The organism is Rhizobium sp. A37_96, assembly GCF_053521765.1.
Genome location: NZ_JBNWDS010000005.1, coordinates 194616 through 212109, shown reverse-complemented (window position 1 = coordinate 212109; position 17494 = coordinate 194616). Strand labels below are relative to the sequence as shown.

The window sequence follows — 17494 nt, the reverse complement described above, 5'->3', positions numbered from 1 at the left end:
TGTCAGCTTCCGAAACCGCCCTTGCGGACCCGGTCGGCCAGGATCAGCCGCAGGCGGCGGATATGGTTGCGCATCAGCAGCTCGGCGCTGTCGCCATCCCGATAGAAGATCGCCTCGGCGATGCGCATGTGATCGGTACGGCTGTGCTCGTCACTATGGCGAAGCCATGGGTGGTTGCTGCGCCACAGGCGCAAAAGCTGGTAGAAGCTCTCATCGAGCACCCTGGCGATCATCGCATTGCCGCAGCGCGCCACAATCTGCTGGTGGAAACTCTTGTGATCCTCCAGTTCCCGTGGCCGCAATCCCTCCGGAAATGGCCCCTCTCCCGCGGCAGCCCGCAGCTCGGCGATCTCCAGGTCGTTCAGATGCTCGGCGCACAATCGCGCGGCCATGCTCTCCAGCGCCTCGCGGACCTCATACATCTGCAGGATATCGTTGGCGGAATGCGTGACGATCCGCGCGCCGAGATTCGGTGTGTAGCTGATAAGATTGCGGCCCTGCAGCCGCCGGATGGCTTCCCGGAGCGGGCCCCGCTTGACGCCATGGCGGCGCGACAGGTCCGGCTCGTTCAGCTTGATGCCGGCGGGCAGAACGCCGGAGATGATCTCCGCGAGAATAGCCTCGAAAGCTCGGTCAGCATCACGTCCATCTCGCCCTGCTGAAGGCGTCGTCAATTTATCCATCACTTCTTTTCCGGCTGCCATGACAATCGAGATACGGTGTTTGCCCGACCGCATCAAGCCGATAGCGCCACGGCACGAATGTCAGCCATGCGGCAGCCGACACGTCGAGGATCCTGCACTTAGCCCGGAACTGTGCTCGTTTTTCCGACCGCTTCCCGAGCAGCCTCGCCAAGCCAGCCATTGAGTGACGCCGCGGCCGCATGACTTTGCAAGACAATCTGAGGAACCAGATCGATATCGGGAATGCTGCCCAGGCCAAGCGGCCCCATGGCGAACAACCCTCGGCAGGAACTCCGTGCATTGCTGGTCTGCCCACACTCGTCCACGACGATCCCGATACCGAGCTCATCGCTCTTCGCCAAACCGGCGCTGACGATGGACCGAACAAGCGGGTTGTCGGCGGCGGACGGCCGAAAGCGGCAGTCGATGGTCATATCCGAACCAAGCACTTCGAATCCGGCTGGCGTTGAAAGCAGCACGCCGTTTGTTGCTATGCGATCCACCTTTTCTTTCCTGACCGTGATCGCCCCGGTTTCTATCGCATGATGCAATCGCCGATAATGCTCGGGCGGCAGCCGGTTGCGGTGGCTCTCGTAAACGGCCTGGACGTGACGTTTGAACCGTCCCCGCTCCTGCGGCGTCAGTCCCTCCCACAGATCACGCGCATGCGAGCGAAATCCGTTCATGATGCCTTGCCATCCGAGACCTTGCGCATCAGCCCGCATTGCCGCCTGACGCAGAAAGCGGAATGCACCGCGCAGGGTTCGAGGTATCGGTTGATCCGTAAAGACGGCTCCGACTGCGGCGTTGGCGTGAGATTGAGGCAGAAAACCCGATTCCGAAATCAGGCTGACATGGGAAACCTTCCCCTCCGAAAGCAATATCAATGCTTTGTCGACGGCCTGAACACCTCCGCCAATGACCACGGCGGTTCGCGCCGCGTTCGGCGTCGCCGCTTCGTCGGAGCTGTCGCGCAAGCCATATCCGCTCGCCAGGAAAACGGCATCGAAACGCTTTCGCTGTCCGGCGCCAAAAGCGATCGAAAGACCCGCCTGGGGATGCCGATCGATCGCGGTCACGCTCTCCGATAAGAACTGGACGACAACGTCGGGCCGCTTCGTCAAGGCTTCGGAAAAGCGACCATATACATAGGTGCGAAAGGTCTCGCCGGGGACGAACGAGTCTTCGATGTCAATGAAATCGGACCCCAGCCGATGACGCCAGGCATCATCTTTTTCAAGCCATTGCCGAAAATCATTCCGCACCGCCGGATCGATGGAGAGGTCGCGAACGCGACTGGTCAAGACGGCTGCGGACGATTGATTGACGGCCTCGCCAATATCTATCTTTGGCCTCGGGTCGAACATCACCAAATGGAACGGACATTCGATGCCCTTGAAAAGGGCGATTGCCGTCATGATGCCGGTGAAGCCTCTTCCGATAATCGCAATCTTCGCGAGATGATCGATAGCTTCGCTTTGCGAACTTGAAAAACGCGGTGAGAGAAGAGTCATGTGTCGGCTCCTTCTGCATCGGACCAGGCCGGCCCGCTTTGACCCATCGATTGGACGGATCCACAGTAAAATTATAGAAATTAATCCTCCCGCAGCAAGCGCCATTCTTGTGAAAGTCGTTTCTCGCCTCCGTTTGCGAGAAAAGGGCGACATCCCCTGCGGGATGCCGCCGCCAACGCATCAACGTCGAAATCCATAGTCGGCCGGGAACGTAGAAATAAATTCCCTCTCCACCGGTAAAAAGAGCGGAATATGAAATCGGCTTCGCGCCGCGCCCGTATAAAATATTCGTGACGACGGATGCAAACGTCCATGCCTCTACGTTGCGACATGGCGTGCCGAGGAAAGGGAAGCTCATGACGGGTCTGCTTGTCGGCCGGGGCAATCTATCGGCCGAGCCAACGCGCTCCTCGCAGGTCGCTACAATATGGAATGCTCTTTGCGCCGAGGCGGCTGATGCCTCCGCAAACGACGCGGTTCTCAATCGCGCCTTGAATTCCGCGGTGCTGTATCACGCGAGTTTCGCCCAGGCCTTGGCACAGAGAATTGCCCTGAAACTGGCAAATCACGACCTGGACCACGACGAGCTGATGTCCGTGATCGCGCAGGCATTCATCAACGACGAGAGTATCGTGTCCGACGCCGCCGCGGACCTGATCGCAATCAAGGACCGGGATCCCTCGAACACGGAAATTCTGACACCGTTCTTATACTTCAAAGGCTTTGTCGCACTGCAGGGCCAGCGTGTCGCGCACTGGCTTTGGCATCACGATCGAGTCCACCTGGCACGTCATGTCCAGAGCCGGATTTCGGAAGTTTTCGGCGTCGATATCCATCCCGCCGCGAAGATGGGCAAGAGCATCATGCTCGACCACGGAAGCGGCCTGGTCATCGGTGAAACGGCAGTCGTCGAAGACGACGTGTCGATATTGCAGAACGTCACCTTGGGCGGGACAGGCAAGGAAACCGGCGATCGTCACCCGAAGGTGCGCCGCGGCGCACTCATCGGAGCCGGAGCGAAAATCCTCGGCAATATCGAGATCGGCATCGGTGCCAAGGTCGGGGCAGGCAGCGTCGTTGTCGATGCCGTCGCCCCATACACCTCGGTAGTCGGCATTCCGGCGAAGCCGATCGGAAGGCGGCACTCCAATCTTCCGGGGATCACCATGGATCAGACCTTGTCGGAACCGGAATATATCATCTGACCGTCCGATCGCGCCCTAAGCGATCGGACGGTCAAGCGCTCGAAATCCCCGGCCAGTCTGCCGGCAAAAAAACTCGCGAGGGCGCGGCTTTCAGGGCGATGACTTCCGCGCCGGCGAAGGCCTTGAAGCATCCATCATCAACGCGGTGGTCGTTGGTTCTCGGACACGGCTATACTTTCACCATCAGGGCATGGGAGCCCATCACGATCCGGCACCCGCTTCCTGACGGCCGGGCTGCTGATGATCGACTTGCCCGCGTACCTCGTTGCCACGTTTCAGGAGATTGAGGATTGGGCAGAGTTTTTCCACCGTCGCCTGCAGCCGCGCGATGTCATCGGCGCTCGCGGGCGATACCAGCGCAACCAGATAGGTGATGTCCTGGGGGTAGACCGGCACGTCTTCATGTCCTTCCGCACCTGCGCGCGGATCGATCGTGGCGGAGACTTCGGCATGAAGAGATTCCAGCGGCACGCCTTGGTCGGAAGCATGGATCAGGTAGGTATGCGTCAAACAGCTCGAAAGCGCGCCCAGCAGCAATTCGGGGGACGATGGACCCAGATTATAGCCGGCGAAGTCGGGTGGGCTGTCTGAAATAACCTGAAAATCCCGAATTCTGATGCGGCGCACGCCGCTGCGCCCTTCGGCGGTCGCGCTGGCCTTCAGCGTAGCCGCACTCAACTCTCCCGACTTTACGCGTGCACGCCGGTTCAGCAGAGCTGCGCGCTTCTGCGCGAGGTATTCATTCAAGGTTGCCATTGCCGCTTTACCCTTCAATCATCAGTTCAACGCCTCCCGGCCTAACCGGGACCACAACGAATGTGCCGCACACTTATATCCACCAAAGTCCAAAGTAGTCTATAAAAATTATAGACTTTACAGAAGGCACGACAATGCCGCCGTGTCATCCGAAATATGCTTCGTGCCGGCCACGGGTCGCGTCATGCCAGGTCTTCGACAGCAGCTCCGCGAAGGTCGGTTGAGTTTCCTCTCAAAAGATCGGCGAACCTGGCGTCATCAGGCTCGTTTTCAGCCATTCCCTCAGAGTGGAGACCTCCGCTGAACGCTCAACCGCTCTGCCCGTTACGAAATGATACGCTTCGCCAGGCAACACCGTCGCCAGCGGCTCCACCAGAATACCTGCGGAGAGCGCATCGACGACGAGCACGCGGCTGACAATCGCCACGCCCTGGCCTGCGATGGCGGCCTGAACTGCGTGCAAACTGCTGGTGAAGCGAAGTCCGGCAGACAAATCCAAACCGGCGACGCCCGCATGGAGGCACCATCGCGCCCAATCCGGAGACGGGTACGGGACCGTCTGCCCGTCCACATGTATGAAACGACAACGTATCAGATCGTCGACACCGGAAACGCCGAGTTTTGGGCTGCACACAACTGTAAATACGTCCTGCACCAGCCTGGTGCTGTCGAACCCGGGATAAGGGCCCCTGCCGTATCGAACCGCAACGTCGACAACTCCCCCATCGAGATCGACCATGCCGTCGGACGCATGCAATCGCAGCGTCACATCGGGAATAATCCGTTGTATCTCGGCAAGACGCGGCACCAGCCACTGGCTCAGAAAGCTGATTGTTGACGATAGCGTCAACGCCTTTGTCGGCCCAGGGTGACGGATTTCCGCCGCCGCTCGCGTTATTTCGCCGAGACCGGTGGTGGCCGCGTCGAACAATACCTTTCCAGCGGCAGTCAGTTCGACCAGTCGCGGAGACCGATTAAGCACCCGCACGCCCAGGAACTCTTCCAGCTGCCGGACCTGATGGCTGATGGCCGTCGGCGTCACCATCAGCTCGCCGGCCGCTGCCTTGAAGCTCGCATGCCGCGCCACGGCTTCGAACGCCCTGACTGCGGCCATCGGTGGCATTTGATTTAGCTTCATTATGAATCCTCTTCATCCTCTGATGAGGAATTCGATTTTGTTAACTTCGACAAACTCGTCCATATAGAAATCTATAAAAATAGTGGACAAATAAATTGAGCAGCAATTTTCGAAGATTACAGAGGGCGACGCCTCCGTTTGAAAAACGATTTTTGGCAGCAAGCGGAATATGCCGCACGCATCACGCTGAACGCCCTTCATCCCTGATCTCTTTCGACGCGAAGCAAGGTGCACTGCGCCATGCGTCGTGAACTGTCGTCAAGTCCTGAACAACGCTCCCCGGCATTCCGGATAGCGAGAAAGACTGCGGCCGTTTCCAACCATGTCATATCGGCTCAAGGCTCGCCCGCATGATAGTTTAGGGGACACCGGAGCGAGGGTCTTTCAATGCTAGAGCAGGGCCTCCACGAAGGCACGCGTCCTGCCATTGACGGGAGCATACAATATCTGATCCGGCGGCCCTTCCTCCACAATCCTGCCGCTCTCCAGAAAGCAAATTCGATCGGATATCTCTCCGGCGAGCTTCAATTGGTGGGTCACGCTGATTGTCGTCAGAGAATGTCCCCGCGCCACTTCACGAATGACCCCTAGCACCTCGCCCACTGTTTCAGGATCGAGCGCAGACGTCACTTCATCGAACAGCAGGATCTTTGGGCGCATGGCCAGGGCTCTGGCGATGGCAACGCGCTGTTGTTGCCCGCCGGACAACTCCGTGGGATAGCTGCCCTGTTTAGCCCCCAGCCCCACCCTGTCGAGAAGCTCCGCCGCCCGCGCATAAGCTTCTTCCTTCGGCAACTTCAGGACCCGCACTGGCGCTTCGGCGACATTGCGAAGTGCTGACATGTGAGGAAAGAGGTTGAGGCTTTGGAAAACCATGCCGACGCGGCGCCGGACTGCCTTGATGTCGTTCGCAGATGCCGGCACGCTGGCGCGACCGACACCGCCATCGCCCCAAAGATTGAGTCCATCGATGGTTACCGAACCTTCGTCGATCTTTTCCAGCGTCATTAGGATACGCAATACCATCGATTTTCCGGCGCCGCTGGGGCCGATAAGCGAAAGGTTCTCGAACGGCCGGACCTCAAGATCAAGGTCATTGAGAACAGTAACCGAACCGAACCTCTTCGAAACGCGGGCAATTCTTATAAGTGGGGGCGCCGCTTCAGACATCGGCATACCCCTGCTTGAACCATTTATCCTGGGCAAAGTTGGCGACCAGCCTGACGACAGCGGATCCGCAAATGCTGATCATGAGGAAGATAAGACCTGCAACGGTGATCGGCTCGATGTATCGAAACGATTCCGCCGCGCGCTGCATGGCAACGAACATCGTGTCGGCCACGGCGATAGCGGCAAGGATCGGGGTCTCCTTGAAAATGGAGACAAGCAGATTTCCCAGCGCGGGAAGAAGGTAGGGTAAGATCTGCGGCACGATCAGTCGCGTGAGGCTATCGAAGCGTGAGAAACCGAGAGCCCGCACGGTATCCCATTGTCCGGCAGGTACGGTTTCGATGCCGGCGCGATATACTTCCGATACATGGCAGGCATAGTGAAGCCCGAGGGCGACGATTCCGGTTTCGACGGCTGTCAGCCGTATATCGAATTCGGGCAACACGAAGAAGAAGAAGTATGTCTGCAGAAGCAGCGGCGTTGAGCGAATGAAATCAAAAAACACAAACGCCGGGTAGGAAATGAGCACCAAGCGGCTGCGCCGAGCCATGAGCAGAATAGCACCGAGGACAAGGGCAACCCCAAATGCCGCCAGAGCGATCGGAATAGTTCTTAACGCAGCCAACAGTAAATACGGCAGGTCCGCGATGGCAACATCAAGGCGAAACAGGGAGGTCGTATTCATGGCTTCCCCGGTCCGCGAGGAGATTTCAGCGCGCTTCCGGTCATGCGAGAAGCCTTTCCCGACGAAGCGTCCAGGGATCGTTATGTCGCTCCAACAGCGCGATCGAAACGACGACAGCCTTCGCTGCGACATAGTAGACGCACAAAACAACCAGCAGCACCGGAACGGATTGATAGGTGCTGACGATAACGGAGTGCGCTTCGCCGGTCAGTTCCGAAAAGCCGATCAGGGAGGCTATTGCCGTGCCCTTCAGCAACATCACCAGTTCGCTGCCTATCACCGGAAGAAGCGCAACGACGGCCTGTGGAAGAATGACATGCCGGAAACGCTGCCACCGCGACAGACCGAGGGACCGCGCCGCATCATGCTGGCCGGACGGAACGGCAAGCACAGCCGCCCGCACATATTCCGCGAAATAAGCGGCGTGCGTCAGGGTGCATCCAAAAATCGCAGCCTGCCAAAGGCTCAGGCTCAAACCGAAGCTCGGGAAGACGAAATAGAGCCAGAACAGATTGATATAAAGCGGCACTCCGCGAAATATTTCTACATATAGACCCGAAATCCGGCGCCAGGTTCGTTGCCGCGCCAGCCGCCCCAAACCTATGAATAGGCCGAGGGCACTACCAAGCACGGCCGTTGTTGCGAACAATAGAATTGTCCGCAACAACCCTTGAAGAAGAAGTGGCAACCACGGGAGGAGGTCGAGCATGAACATGGTTCCCGGCAACTACGCTTCGGACGCGGCGATGGATCGGATCACTTGCATAGATCCGAGAGCTTTACGTCTCGCGGAGGAACATCGGCCTCCGTCACGGAGTATTTGGCGAGAATTTGCCGATATCCCGCATCCTTCCGAAAATCCGCGAGCGCCTCGTTGAATTTCTGAACGAGGTCCGCATCCTCCTTCCGGAAACCGAAACCGAGATAGTTCACCGACGGCTGGCCGTCGATTACGGGCTGGAGAAAGGGTGTTGCGCGCTCCAAGGTTTTGCCGCCGTCTCCCTGGACGATTTCGTTCGCGGCAAAAATGGTGCTTCCGATGATATCGACGCGGCCTGACTTGAGGGCGAAAAGGTCCTCGGAGAAATCCTGGAAGATCGAAAGCTGGCTGTCCGGTATGCCGAGCTGCTCGTATGTCTTGATGGAAGCGGAGCCTTGAAGCGTGGCGATCTTGATATCGGGATTCTTCACGACATCATCCAGGCTATGAATATTCTTTGGATTGCCTTTCTGAACGAGAAAGGCATCCGCGATTTTAATATGAGGCTCGGCGAAAGCAATTTCCGCGCATCTTGCCGGGCGGATGAACAGGCCGGCGGCAATAACATCGAAGTGCTCCGCCTTCAGCCCGGGTATGAGCGATCCGAACTGAACTGCAACCCCCTCGACCCCGCCGGCGCCAAGCTTTGCAAAAACCGCCCGGGCAAGCTCGTAGTCAAGCCCGGCGAGCGATCCGTCCGGCAGCTTGAAGCTATAGGGCTTTTCGTTGGCAAATCCGACTTTGACGACACCTCCGTTTGCGATTCTCTGAAGCGTTGTATCGGCCGAAGCCAACGTCGTTAAAGCTCCCAATGTCCATGCAACGTATGCGCCCAGTGCGAACAGCTTCCTTATCATCGGTCTCTCTCTTCCTTCATTGACTTTGCTATCTGTGCATCACCATCCGGCCGGCTTGCCCGTGGTCGGCGGCGGTGGGAAATTGTCAGGGCGGATGCGATATCAGATGACGTCGCTTCGTGGCCGGCGCACCCGGCGCTAACGCACCCTTTCAAGAGGATTCAGCTTTCATATCGGCTCAGCGGCCGCGGGAGACCCAGGTTTTCGCGAAGCGTCGTGCCCTCATAAGCCCGGTGGAACAGGCCTCGCCGCTGAAGCTCGGGAATGACAAGTTCGACGAAGTCGTCGAGATCGTTGGGAAGCGAGGAAAAGCGAACGTTGAAGCCGTCCGCTGCCCGGCTGTCGAGCCATTCTTCAAACTGGTCTGCGATATCCGCCGGTGTCCCGACGACGGTGTTGTAGCCGGAGGCCAGCCATCGGTAGAGTTCCCGGATGCTTTTGCCCGTCTTCTGGGCATGCTCCACCAGCAGCGCCTGCCGGGTCTTGTCGCCGTTGGTTTCCGGCAGCGGCGGGAGCCGGTCTTCCGGTGAAAATCCAGAAAGATCGGTGCCGGCCGCGGCCGACAGCATGGCCATCCCGGCGACGGGATGGATGAGTTCCTGAAGCTCTCTGTATTTTTTCTCAGCTTCGGCGCGCGTCGGTGCGACAACGGGGGTAACGCCCGGCAGGATCAGAAGATGATCTGGATTGCGTCCGACGGCAGCGGCGCGCGACTTCATGTCCGTGTAGAAATCGACCGCGCCGGCAAGATCCGATTGCGCTGTAAAGACGACGTCCGCAAAACCCGCGGCCGCCGCGCGGCCCGCATCGGAGGAGCCGGCCTGCACGATGACTGGATAGCCCTGCGGCGGACGCGCCACCGGTAGAGGCCCCCGCACTCTATATCTTTCACTTACATGGTTGAGGACGTTCAGATGCGCAGGCAGGAAAAACCTGCCGGAGGCCTTGTCGAAAACGAAGGCATCGTCGTCCCAGCTGTCCCATAGGCCTTTCACGATATCGACAAATTCGATTGCCTGCTCGTATCGCCGCGAATGTTCGGGATGACGGTCACGGCTGTGGTTCAATGCCTCGGCGCCGTTCGAAGATGTCACGACGTTCCAACCCGCCCTTCCTTTGCTAAGGTGGTCGAGCGACGCGAACTGTCGGGCTACGGCATAGGGTTCAAAATAGGTGGTCGATAGCGTCGCAACCAGGCCGATGTGTTTCGTCGCGATCGAAAGCGCCGACAGCAACGTCATGGGCTCGAAGTCGACCACGCGAGAGCTGAAGCTGAGGACCTCGGGATCGAGTACCATCGGAAACGGCAAAGTGTCTGCGATAAAGATCGCGTGAAACAGACCCCGTTCCGCCGTGCGCGCAAATGCAATCTGCGCGTCAATGTCCAAACTGGCTTCAGCATCGGCTCTCGGGTGCCGCCAGCCCGCAGTATGCTGGGACGGTGTCTGGAGAAATGCACCAAGCACCAGTTTCCGGGGAGCACCCATATCAATCCAGGCCCTTTTCGCTACGACGCGGCGGTCGATTCCGCAGCTTTTGTCTAGTGAACTGGTAGACAATTATTTTCTTGCGCCTGGATCGGCAAATTCGAAATCGTCAGCATAAGATGAGGCATGCTCATCATGCCTTGGGGAGAGGTCCACGGGAGCGTGGCCGCGAGGTTTGCGTGCCGAAACGGCCGACCGAAGCGCGGCCACGCTGTACTGCGTGGTCTATTGCCGAAGAAAATCGAGCACGTTTGCGATGAACTCGGACGGGTATTCGACGTTTGACAAATGCACCGCCGGCAGCACGACCAGCTTTGCTCCTTGTATGGATGCGGCGATGTGTTCGCTATGGCTGAGGGCCGTTACCGTGTCGTAGCGTCCGGCGATCACCAGGGTCGGCGGCGAGACCAGCGTCACGATGCGGCGAAAATCGAAATCGCGGACCGCTGCAAAAAGGCCCGCCAGACCTTGCCGGTCGATACCCAGCAGCATGGCGCGGAATTCCTCGATGACGGGGCCGTTGGCCGCGACCATGTCAGCGGGAAACCAGTTGGCCAGGAAGGCCTCCGCATTCTCCGCCATGTCCGGCGCGCGAAGCGTCGCGACGATCCGCTCGTCGATATAGCTTGCCGGGCTGAGATTGGACGAGGTGTTAGCGAGGATAAGACGGTTTATGCGCTCAGGTGCGCAGACCCCAAGCCACTGGCCGACCATGCCGCCCAGCGACAGGCCGAGAAAGTGGGCGCGCTCGATGCCGAGCGCATCGAGCATCTCGATGACGTCGCGGCCAAGCCGCGCCAGCGAATAGGCGCCGGCCGGTGTGCTTGATCCGCCATGGCCACGAAAGTCATAGCGCAGCACGCGGAAATGCTTGGACAGCTCGTCGATCTGGCCGTCCCACATCCGCAATGTGGTGGCGATGGAATTCGACAGCACCAGCACCGGCTTGCTGGCGTCCCCGTCAAAACGATAGGCGATAACGGTGCCATCACCGATGGTTACGGAATTCAATTCACTCATGGGGAAAGACGTTCCTTTTGAAGTAGCGATGAGGGAACGTAGCTTCGGGTTGCCGTTAGTGATATTACAAAGATAGGACAAACTCTGTAGAAAAATCCGACATGGCCGAGTTCACGCTACACGATCTGCAATGCTTCGATGCCGTCGTCCGCTCCGGGGGCTTTCAGCCTGCAGCGGCCATGCTGCATCGCTCGCACCCGGCGGTTTTCGCTGCGGTCGCCAAGCTGGAGCGGCAGCTGGACCTTGTTCTTCTGGATCGCAGCGGGTATCGCGTGCGCGCTACCGCGGCAGGCCTATCCTTTCATCGCCGAGCCCAATCGCTGTTGCGCGAGTTGGAAAACCTGCGTGTCCACGCCACCCAGCTGTCAATGGGCGAGGAAAGCGAAATCCATGTGGTGATCGGCGATCTGTGCCCGCGCCCACAGGCGTTGGGTATGTTGGGGCGGTTCTTCGCGCAATGCCCCGGCACGCGACTGCATTTGCACTTCGAAGCGGTCGGCGGCCCATGGGAGCGGCTTGTTGATGGGGAAGCCGATCTCATTCTCCATTGGGTCGACAAGAGCGACGCGCGGGTGGAATGGGTGGACCTGTGCGAGGTGCCGTTCATTCCTGTCGTGGCGCCGGGATTTTTGCCGGAGGGCATCAAACAGCCCATCACCCCGAATGAAATGTACACGCTCACCCAGTGCGTGATGCGGGACACGGCTCGCCATTCGGTGCAACGGGATTACTTCATGATCGAAGGCGCGCCGCAATGCATGGTGGCCGATCAAGGCATGAAGAAGGAAATCATCCTGCAAGGCCTCGGATGGGGGCACATGCCCCGCTTCCTGATCGAGGAAGAACTAGGCGACGGGCGCCTGCAATCGATTGCCGGTCGCCATCTACCTGGCAGAACAGAGGAATTGGTCGCGGCTCGCCGCCGCGACCAGCCACAAGGGCCGGTCTCCAATCGGCTCTGGGATTATATCCAGCGAGAAGCGCCGATTTTCCGAGCAACGGAGATCCACTCAACCCTGTGACGCATTCACCGTCTGATCCCGGGGCCTGATGGCGCGATGCTTTCCGTTGAATGGAGAGAGACACTCAGGACCAGGTTTTACCTGGCGGCGTTACGCGCCATGCTCGTAGTCCGAGCTGCAATAGGGTGATGGCGGCAAATCGTGGCTCTTGACCGGTGTCAATGAAGCAGGAGCATACGCCCGCTAGTGTCGGCTGAGCTTGAAGGGTTAAATGACATGAACGCTCCGCTTAAAAATCAGGATTCAGCAACCCGGGATACGACGATGCCGGCCTCAGCCTACTGGTCAAAGGCCGAAGACATTCTGCTCCGCGATCTTGAATCACGACCGACAGGTCTTTCGGCGGAAGAGGCAACGTCCCGATTGGGGAGCCACGGTCCGAATACGATCGGCGCTCCGAAACATACGAATGCCCTTCACATTCTGATACGGCAATTTCTGAGCCCCCTCGTTCTCATTCTAATCTTTGCTGCAACGGTATCGTCGCTGGTCGGGGAAATACACGATGCCATCATCATAAGCGCCATCGTGCTCGCGAGCTGCCTGCTCGGCTTTTCCCAGGAATACGGGGCGACGAAGGCGCTGCTGGCACTGAAGCAAAGCATTTCGCTGTCCGCAACGGTCCTGAGGAACGGGATGGAATCCCTCGTCCCGGCGAGCACCATCGTCCCGGGCGACATCATCAGGCTGGCGGCAGGCAGTCTCGTGCCGGCCGATGGCGTAATCCTTTCATCACGCGACCTGAGCGTCAGCGAGGCCGCCCTTACAGGCGAGACTTTCCCGGTGAGCAAGATGGCCGGCATCTGCCCGCCCGATGCCCAGATCGCCGCCAGATCCAACTGCGTCTTTACCGGCACCTCGGTTCGCAGCGGCACGGCAACCGTTGTCGCGGTCGACACGGGTGGACGCACCGAGTACGCGGCCATCGCCGGCGCAATCGCGAAACAGACGCCCGAAACGGATTTTTCGCGAGGCATACGCCGTTTCGGCTATTTGATGACCCGGATCATGTTGATGATCGTCATTGCGGTCTTGGTCGCCAACCTGCTGCTGCATCGGCCCTTGATTGATTCATTGCTGTTTTCTCTGGCACTGGCCGTCGGCCTGACCCCGGAGCTGCTGCCGGCGATCATCAGCGTGACGCTCGCCCGCGGCGCGCGGGGCATGGCAAGCGGCGGCGTCATCATTCGCCGGCTCGACGCCATTGAAAATCTCGGAAGCATGAACCTGCTGTGCACGGACAAGACCGGCACGCTGACGGAAGGCATCATAAAGCTCGACGATTGCGTCGATCCCAACGGCATACATTCTGACGAGGTCCATCTGCTCGCCGCCCTCAATGCCTCATTGCAAACCGGCCTCAAAAACCCGCTGGATGATGCCATACTGCTATCCGGCGAGATCGACGCGCGTCTGAAGGACTTCGTGAAGAAGGACGAGATTCCATACGATTTCATGCGCAAGCGGCTATCGATCGTCGTCGACAAGGCCGGCCAGGATACGATGATGGTCTGCAAGGGCGCGGTTGCCAACATCCTTTCCGTCTGCACTTCGATCAAGGCCGGCACCGCAGCCGAGCCTCTCGATGACCGGATGCGTACGGCAATCGAAGCAAGTTATCGCAAATGGGGCGAGGACGGCATTCGGGTCATCGCGATCGCTACCCGGCACTTCGCTCAAGCCAGGACGTCCTACGACGTCGATGACGAATGCGAATTGTGCCTCGAGGGCTTTCTGCTTTTTCTCGATCCTCCGAAGTCAGGCATCAAGAATGCGATGGCCGGATTGAAACATCGTGGCATCGACATCAAGATCATATCCGGCGACAACCGCTACATCGTCAAGCATCTGGCCGAAACAATCGGCCTGAGTACAAAGCAGATTCTGACCGGTGAAGAATTGGCGTCGATGAGCAGCGATGCCCTGTTTGCCCGCGCGCCAAAAACCGATCTGTTCGTCGAGATCGATCCCAATCAGAAAGAACTGATCGTAAAGGCGCTCCGCCGTTCCGGCCATGTGGTCGGCTATATGGGCGACGGCATAAATGACGCCCCGGCGCTTCACGAGGCCGACGTCGGCATCTCCGTGGATGGTGCGGTCGATGTTGCCCGCGAAGCCGCTGATCTCATACTGCTTCAGCAGGACCTCAACGTTCTGATTCGCGGTGTGGACGACGGCCGGCGAACCTTTGCCAACACCATGAAATACATATCGATTGCGACGAGCGCGAACTTCGGCAACATGATCAGCATGGCGATCGCCTCGTTATTCCTGCCGTTCCTGCCGCTGCTCGCCAAGCAGATCCTGCTCAACAACCTCCTTGCCGACATTCCATCCATGGCAATTGCAACGGACAGGGTCGATCCGCAGCAGGTGCTGCGCCCGAGGCGCTGGGACATCCGCAGCATCCAGCGCTTCATGCTTTTCTTCGGTCCGGTCAGCTCGCTGTTCGATTTTGTGACGTTCGCATTTCTGCTTTTCGGCATGCATGCGACGACGGACCAGTTCCGCACGGGCTGGTTTGTGGAATCGCTGATTACGCAGCTGGTGACCATGCTTATCGTCCGGACAACCATGGCTGCCTGGAAAGACAGGCCGGGTCCCCTGCTCCTGTGGTCGACGGTATTCATCGCCCTCATTGCCCTCGGCTTGCCCTATTTTCCCCAGGTCGCCGGCATATTCGATTTCACGCCGCTCCCGACCTCGTTGATGGCGGGGCTCATTGCGATCTCGGCAATCTACGCAGCCACGCTCGAACTGGTGAAACGATACTATTTTCGCCAGTGATGACGATGCGGCAGGAGGCGCGGAGCCGCTCTAGCTTGCTTCCGGCACCAAGACCGCGGCACCGACAAGATGCCCGGCGCGGAGATCGGCGAGCGCCTCGTTGGCTCTTTCCAACGGATAGGCCGTCGTGTGGGTTCGCACGCCTGCCAGCCGGGCGATGGGGAAAAACTCTTCGGCGTCCGCGCGCGTCAAGTTGGCGACCGAAACCAGCTCGCGTTCGCCCCAAAGAATGGCATAGGGCATGGATGGTAGATCGCTCATGTAAATTCCGCCGCACACGACCACACCACCTTTGCGAACCGCCTTCAGTGCAGACGGCACCAGATCGCCCACGGGTGCGAAAATGATGGCTGCGTCGAGCGGAACCGGCGGGCTCTCCTCCGACGAGCCGGCCCATGTCGCGCCAAGCTCCATTGCAAACTGCTGCGCGGCCCGGTCGCCTTGGCGTGTGAACGCGTAGACATCCCGACCTTGCCAGATGCAGATCTGGGTGAGGATATGCGCGGCGGCACCGAAGCCAAAGAGACCGATGCGCTTGCCGTCGCCGGCCTTCTTGAGCGAACGCCAGCCAATCAATCCCGCACACAAAAGCGGTGCGAGCGATATCGGATCGGCGTCCGCATCGAGCTCGAACGCAAAAGCCGCATCGGCCACAACATGCGTCGCGAAACCGCCGTCGCGGGTATAACCGGTGAATAGCGGCCGGTCACACAGGTTCTCGGCCTTCATTTGGCAAAAAGCGCATGTTCCGCAGGTGTGACCAAGCCAGGGAATACCGACGCGGCGACCGAGCTTGGCGCTTTCGATGTCGCGGCCCACGGCATCGACAATACCTACGATCTCATGGCCCGGCACGAGCGGAAGCTTTGGATCGTGGAGGTCGCCGTCGACAACGTGAAGATCGGTGCGGCAGACGGCGCAAGCCTCGACCTTTATCCTCAGTTCGCCCGGGCCTGGCCTTGGATCATCGCGTTCGACACATACCAACGGTTTCCCGATTTGTTGAAGAACCATTGCTTTCATGAGCGGAGCCAATCGAAATTGAGGGTCGCTTCGAAGCTCGATATCTGAAGAAAAGGCCGGGAACCGACGCAGCCGTAGCCGTCTACGTTTCAAGCAACTTTTCCGCCACTGAGCGACTTCGGCGAACGGATTAATGTACCAGCCTTCTATTCCCACACAAACGATGTTTCGGCTTTGACGCCGGTCAACGCGCGCGCGTCAAGAACGTGAAAACGTCCGCGAACAGCGCAGGTTGCGTCGCAGTTCAGGAGCATATCATTGCAAAAACTATTGCTGGTCATATTGATCGTCATGATCGCCACGATCATCGGAATTCTATGGGTGAAGCCGATTGCCGACACCGGCCGGCAGACAGCGCTCGAGAAATCGGCAACGCAATGACCTTCCCAAAGCCATTTAGCGATTCAAAAGCCACGACGTCAGGCCGGTTGCCGAGGAAAATCAATCTTCCCCGAACGCTGTACGGCTTCGTTTTTCGGGCTTCGGGATGGCACCAGCTCGCCACCGCGATCCTGTCCGTCCTGCTCTTTACGGCGGGAACCATACCGCTGGAGATACAGCGACGGATCGTGAACGCGGCGACATACAATGGCTCTTATCGGACGATCGCCTTTCTGGTGCTGGCATACGTGCTTTTGGCTCTGATTGAGGGAAGCGTGAAACTTGTCCTCAACGTCTACAGCAGCTGGATCGGAGAGACGGCTATCCGGTGGCTGCGTCTACAGGTATTCGAGACATCGGGAGCGTTGAAAGAGGAAAGCTCCATGATGACCAGCGAAGGCGTGCAGCTCTCGATCGTCCTGGCCGAAGCTGAGCCCGTCGGTGGCTTCGTCGGCACGAGTATTTCGGAGCCCTTGCTGCAGATCGGGATATTGACGGCTGTTTGCGGCTACCTCGTCTATTTGCAACCACTTATGACGATCATCGTCGTCACGATCTTTCTTCCTCAAAGTGGCTTCGTCCCGTTCATGCAGGAGGCGATCAACCGACGCGTCGGCAAGAAGATCAACATCATGCGCAATGTCAGCGAAGACATTGTCCAGATGGGGCACGCAATTGACACAGACGGCCTTCAGGCGTCGCGCATCGGAAATGTCTTCCGGATCAACATGAGCATCTACAAGATCAAGTTCACGATGAATTTCATGATGAATCTGATGACGCAGATGGGTTACGCAGGCATCTTCGCGATGGGAGGCTACTTTGTGGTCACCGGGAAGACCGAGATCGGGACGGTCGTCGCTTTCGTATCCGGCCTGTCGAAAATAAACGATCCCTGGGGTGATCTTGTCAACTGGTATCGCGATCTGCGCGTAACACAGGTCAAGTACCGCCTCATATTCAATTCCGCTCAGATTGTCCCCGCTACAGCGAATGCTTGAAATGC

General features: G+C 58.6%; 16 protein-coding genes. 5 read left to right on the top strand and 11 right to left on the bottom strand.

The window, feature by feature from the left end; translation table 11 throughout:
* Window positions 1-2 precede the first annotated feature (2 nt).
* On the bottom strand, window positions 3-683 hold the full coding sequence (locus tag ACQZ6J_RS16560) for a GntR family transcriptional regulator (protein WP_449084859.1): 681 nt from the start codon (window positions 681-683) through the stop codon (window positions 3-5).
* 119 nt (window positions 684-802) lie between these two features.
* Window positions 803-2197: an FAD/NAD(P)-binding protein gene (locus ACQZ6J_RS16555; protein ID WP_449084965.1), complete on the bottom strand. Its 1395-nt coding sequence runs from the start codon at window positions 2195-2197 to the stop codon at window positions 803-805.
* A 356-nt stretch (window positions 2198-2553) separates the two neighbouring features.
* Here ACQZ6J_RS16555 and cysE point away from each other — a divergent pair, with 356 nt between their 5' ends.
* Complete coding sequence (cysE, locus tag ACQZ6J_RS16550; RefSeq protein ID WP_449084858.1) at window positions 2554-3402, top strand: serine O-acetyltransferase; 849 nt, start codon at window positions 2554-2556, stop codon at window positions 3400-3402.
* Between the two features lie 201 nt (window positions 3403-3603).
* Here the strand turns inward: cysE and ACQZ6J_RS16545 are convergent, their stop codons facing one another.
* From ACQZ6J_RS16545 to ACQZ6J_RS16510, 8 genes are all read right to left on the bottom strand, one after another.
* The gene (locus tag ACQZ6J_RS16545) at window positions 3604-4176 is read right to left on the bottom strand and encodes an OsmC family protein (protein ID WP_449084857.1); all 573 of its coding nucleotides are present in this window, start codon (window positions 4174-4176) and stop codon (window positions 3604-3606) included.
* A gap of 214 nt (window positions 4177-4390) precedes the next feature.
* Window positions 4391-5281 (bottom strand): LysR substrate-binding domain-containing protein, encoded by an 891-nt coding sequence (locus ACQZ6J_RS16540; protein ID WP_449084856.1) that lies wholly within the window; start codon window positions 5279-5281, stop codon window positions 4391-4393.
* Window positions 5282-5686: 405 nt separating this feature from the next.
* On the bottom strand, window positions 5687-6466 hold the full coding sequence (locus tag ACQZ6J_RS16535; RefSeq protein ID WP_449084855.1) for an amino acid ABC transporter ATP-binding protein: 780 nt from the start codon (window positions 6464-6466) through the stop codon (window positions 5687-5689).
* Window positions 6459-7151, bottom strand: a complete 693-nt coding sequence (gene ehuD / locus ACQZ6J_RS16530; RefSeq protein WP_449084854.1) for an ectoine/hydroxyectoine ABC transporter permease subunit EhuD — start codon at window positions 7149-7151, stop codon at window positions 6459-6461. The genes ACQZ6J_RS16535 and ehuD overlap by 8 nt, the downstream gene beginning before the upstream one ends.
* 40 nt (window positions 7152-7191) lie before the next feature.
* The gene (locus ACQZ6J_RS16525; RefSeq protein ID WP_449084853.1) at window positions 7192-7866 is read right to left on the bottom strand and encodes an amino acid ABC transporter permease; all 675 of its coding nucleotides are present in this window, start codon (window positions 7864-7866) and stop codon (window positions 7192-7194) included.
* 41 nt (window positions 7867-7907) lie between these two features.
* Window positions 7908-8768, bottom strand: coding sequence for an ectoine/hydroxyectoine ABC transporter substrate-binding protein EhuB (ehuB, locus tag ACQZ6J_RS16520; RefSeq protein WP_449084852.1), 861 nt, complete (start codon window positions 8766-8768; stop codon window positions 7908-7910).
* Between the two features lie 161 nt (window positions 8769-8929).
* Entirely contained in the window at window positions 8930-10255 is a 1326-nt protein-coding gene (locus ACQZ6J_RS16515; protein ID WP_449084851.1) for an LLM class flavin-dependent oxidoreductase, read from the bottom strand.
* Between the two features lie 225 nt (window positions 10256-10480).
* Window positions 10481-11275: an alpha/beta fold hydrolase gene (locus ACQZ6J_RS16510; RefSeq protein ID WP_449084850.1), complete on the bottom strand. Its 795-nt coding sequence runs from the start codon at window positions 11273-11275 to the stop codon at window positions 10481-10483.
* Window positions 11276-11376: 101 nt separating this feature from the next.
* On the opposite strand from ACQZ6J_RS16510, the gene ACQZ6J_RS16505 reads away from it, so the two are divergent.
* Window positions 11377-12297: a LysR family transcriptional regulator gene (locus ACQZ6J_RS16505; RefSeq protein WP_449084849.1), complete on the top strand. Its 921-nt coding sequence runs from the start codon at window positions 11377-11379 to the stop codon at window positions 12295-12297.
* Window positions 12298-12561: 264 nt separating this feature from the next.
* The gene (gene mgtA, locus ACQZ6J_RS16500; RefSeq protein ID WP_449084848.1) at window positions 12562-15084 is read left to right on the top strand and encodes a magnesium-translocating P-type ATPase; all 2523 of its coding nucleotides are present in this window, start codon (window positions 12562-12564) and stop codon (window positions 15082-15084) included.
* Between the two features lie 30 nt (window positions 15085-15114).
* Here the strand turns inward: mgtA and ACQZ6J_RS16495 are convergent, their stop codons facing one another.
* Complete coding sequence (locus ACQZ6J_RS16495) at window positions 15115-16107, bottom strand: zinc-dependent alcohol dehydrogenase family protein (protein ID WP_449084964.1); 993 nt, start codon at window positions 16105-16107, stop codon at window positions 15115-15117.
* A gap of 258 nt (window positions 16108-16365) precedes the next feature.
* Here ACQZ6J_RS16495 and ACQZ6J_RS16490 point away from each other — a divergent pair, with 258 nt between their 5' ends.
* Together ACQZ6J_RS16490 and ACQZ6J_RS16485 are read left to right on the top strand one after the other, a co-directional pair.
* Window positions 16366-16488 carry a hypothetical protein gene (locus ACQZ6J_RS16490; RefSeq protein WP_281411020.1) on the top strand — a complete coding sequence of 41 codons (123 nt, stop codon included), beginning with the start codon at window positions 16366-16368 and terminating at the stop codon, window positions 16486-16488.
* On the top strand, window positions 16485-17489 hold the full coding sequence (locus ACQZ6J_RS16485) for an ABC transporter transmembrane domain-containing protein (protein WP_449084963.1): 1005 nt from the start codon (window positions 16485-16487) through the stop codon (window positions 17487-17489). The genes ACQZ6J_RS16490 and ACQZ6J_RS16485 overlap by 4 nt, the downstream gene beginning before the upstream one ends.
* The last annotated feature ends 5 nt before the right edge of the window (window positions 17490-17494 follow it).

Excerpts from the sequence above, each read along its gene's own strand:
- ACQZ6J_RS16505 (WP_449084849.1), top strand. The coding sequence starts at position 11,377 with ATGGCCGAGTTCACGCTACACGATCTGCAATGCTTCGATGCCGTCGTC.
- ACQZ6J_RS16555 (WP_449084965.1), bottom strand. The coding sequence starts at position 2,197 with ATGACTCTTCTCTCACCGCGTTTTTCAAGTTCGCAAAGCGAAGCTATC.
- ACQZ6J_RS16540 (WP_449084856.1), bottom strand. The coding sequence starts at position 5,281 with ATGCCACCGATGGCCGCAGTCAGGGCGTTCGAAGCCGTGGCGCGGCAT.
- mgtA (WP_449084848.1), top strand. The coding sequence starts at position 12,562 with ATGCCGGCCTCAGCCTACTGGTCAAAGGCCGAAGACATTCTGCTCCGC.
- ehuB (WP_449084852.1), bottom strand. The coding sequence starts at position 8,768 with ATGATAAGGAAGCTGTTCGCACTGGGCGCATACGTTGCATGGACATTG.
- ehuD (WP_449084854.1), bottom strand. The coding sequence starts at position 7,151 with ATGAATACGACCTCCCTGTTTCGCCTTGATGTTGCCATCGCGGACCTG.
- ACQZ6J_RS16535 (WP_449084855.1), bottom strand. The coding sequence starts at position 6,466 with ATGTCTGAAGCGGCGCCCCCACTTATAAGAATTGCCCGCGTTTCGAAG.
- ACQZ6J_RS16525 (WP_449084853.1), bottom strand. The coding sequence starts at position 7,866 with ATGTTCATGCTCGACCTCCTCCCGTGGTTGCCACTTCTTCTTCAAGGG.
- cysE (WP_449084858.1), top strand. The coding sequence starts at position 2,554 with ATGACGGGTCTGCTTGTCGGCCGGGGCAATCTATCGGCCGAGCCAACG.
- ACQZ6J_RS16485 (WP_449084963.1), top strand. The coding sequence starts at position 16,485 with ATGACCTTCCCAAAGCCATTTAGCGATTCAAAAGCCACGACGTCAGGC.
- ACQZ6J_RS16510 (WP_449084850.1), bottom strand. The coding sequence starts at position 11,275 with ATGAGTGAATTGAATTCCGTAACCATCGGTGATGGCACCGTTATCGCC.
- ACQZ6J_RS16560 (WP_449084859.1), bottom strand. The coding sequence starts at position 683 with ATGGATAAATTGACGACGCCTTCAGCAGGGCGAGATGGACGTGATGCT.
- ACQZ6J_RS16515 (WP_449084851.1), bottom strand. The coding sequence starts at position 10,255 with ATGGGTGCTCCCCGGAAACTGGTGCTTGGTGCATTTCTCCAGACACCG.
- ACQZ6J_RS16495 (WP_449084964.1), bottom strand. The coding sequence starts at position 16,107 with ATGAAAGCAATGGTTCTTCAACAAATCGGGAAACCGTTGGTATGTGTC.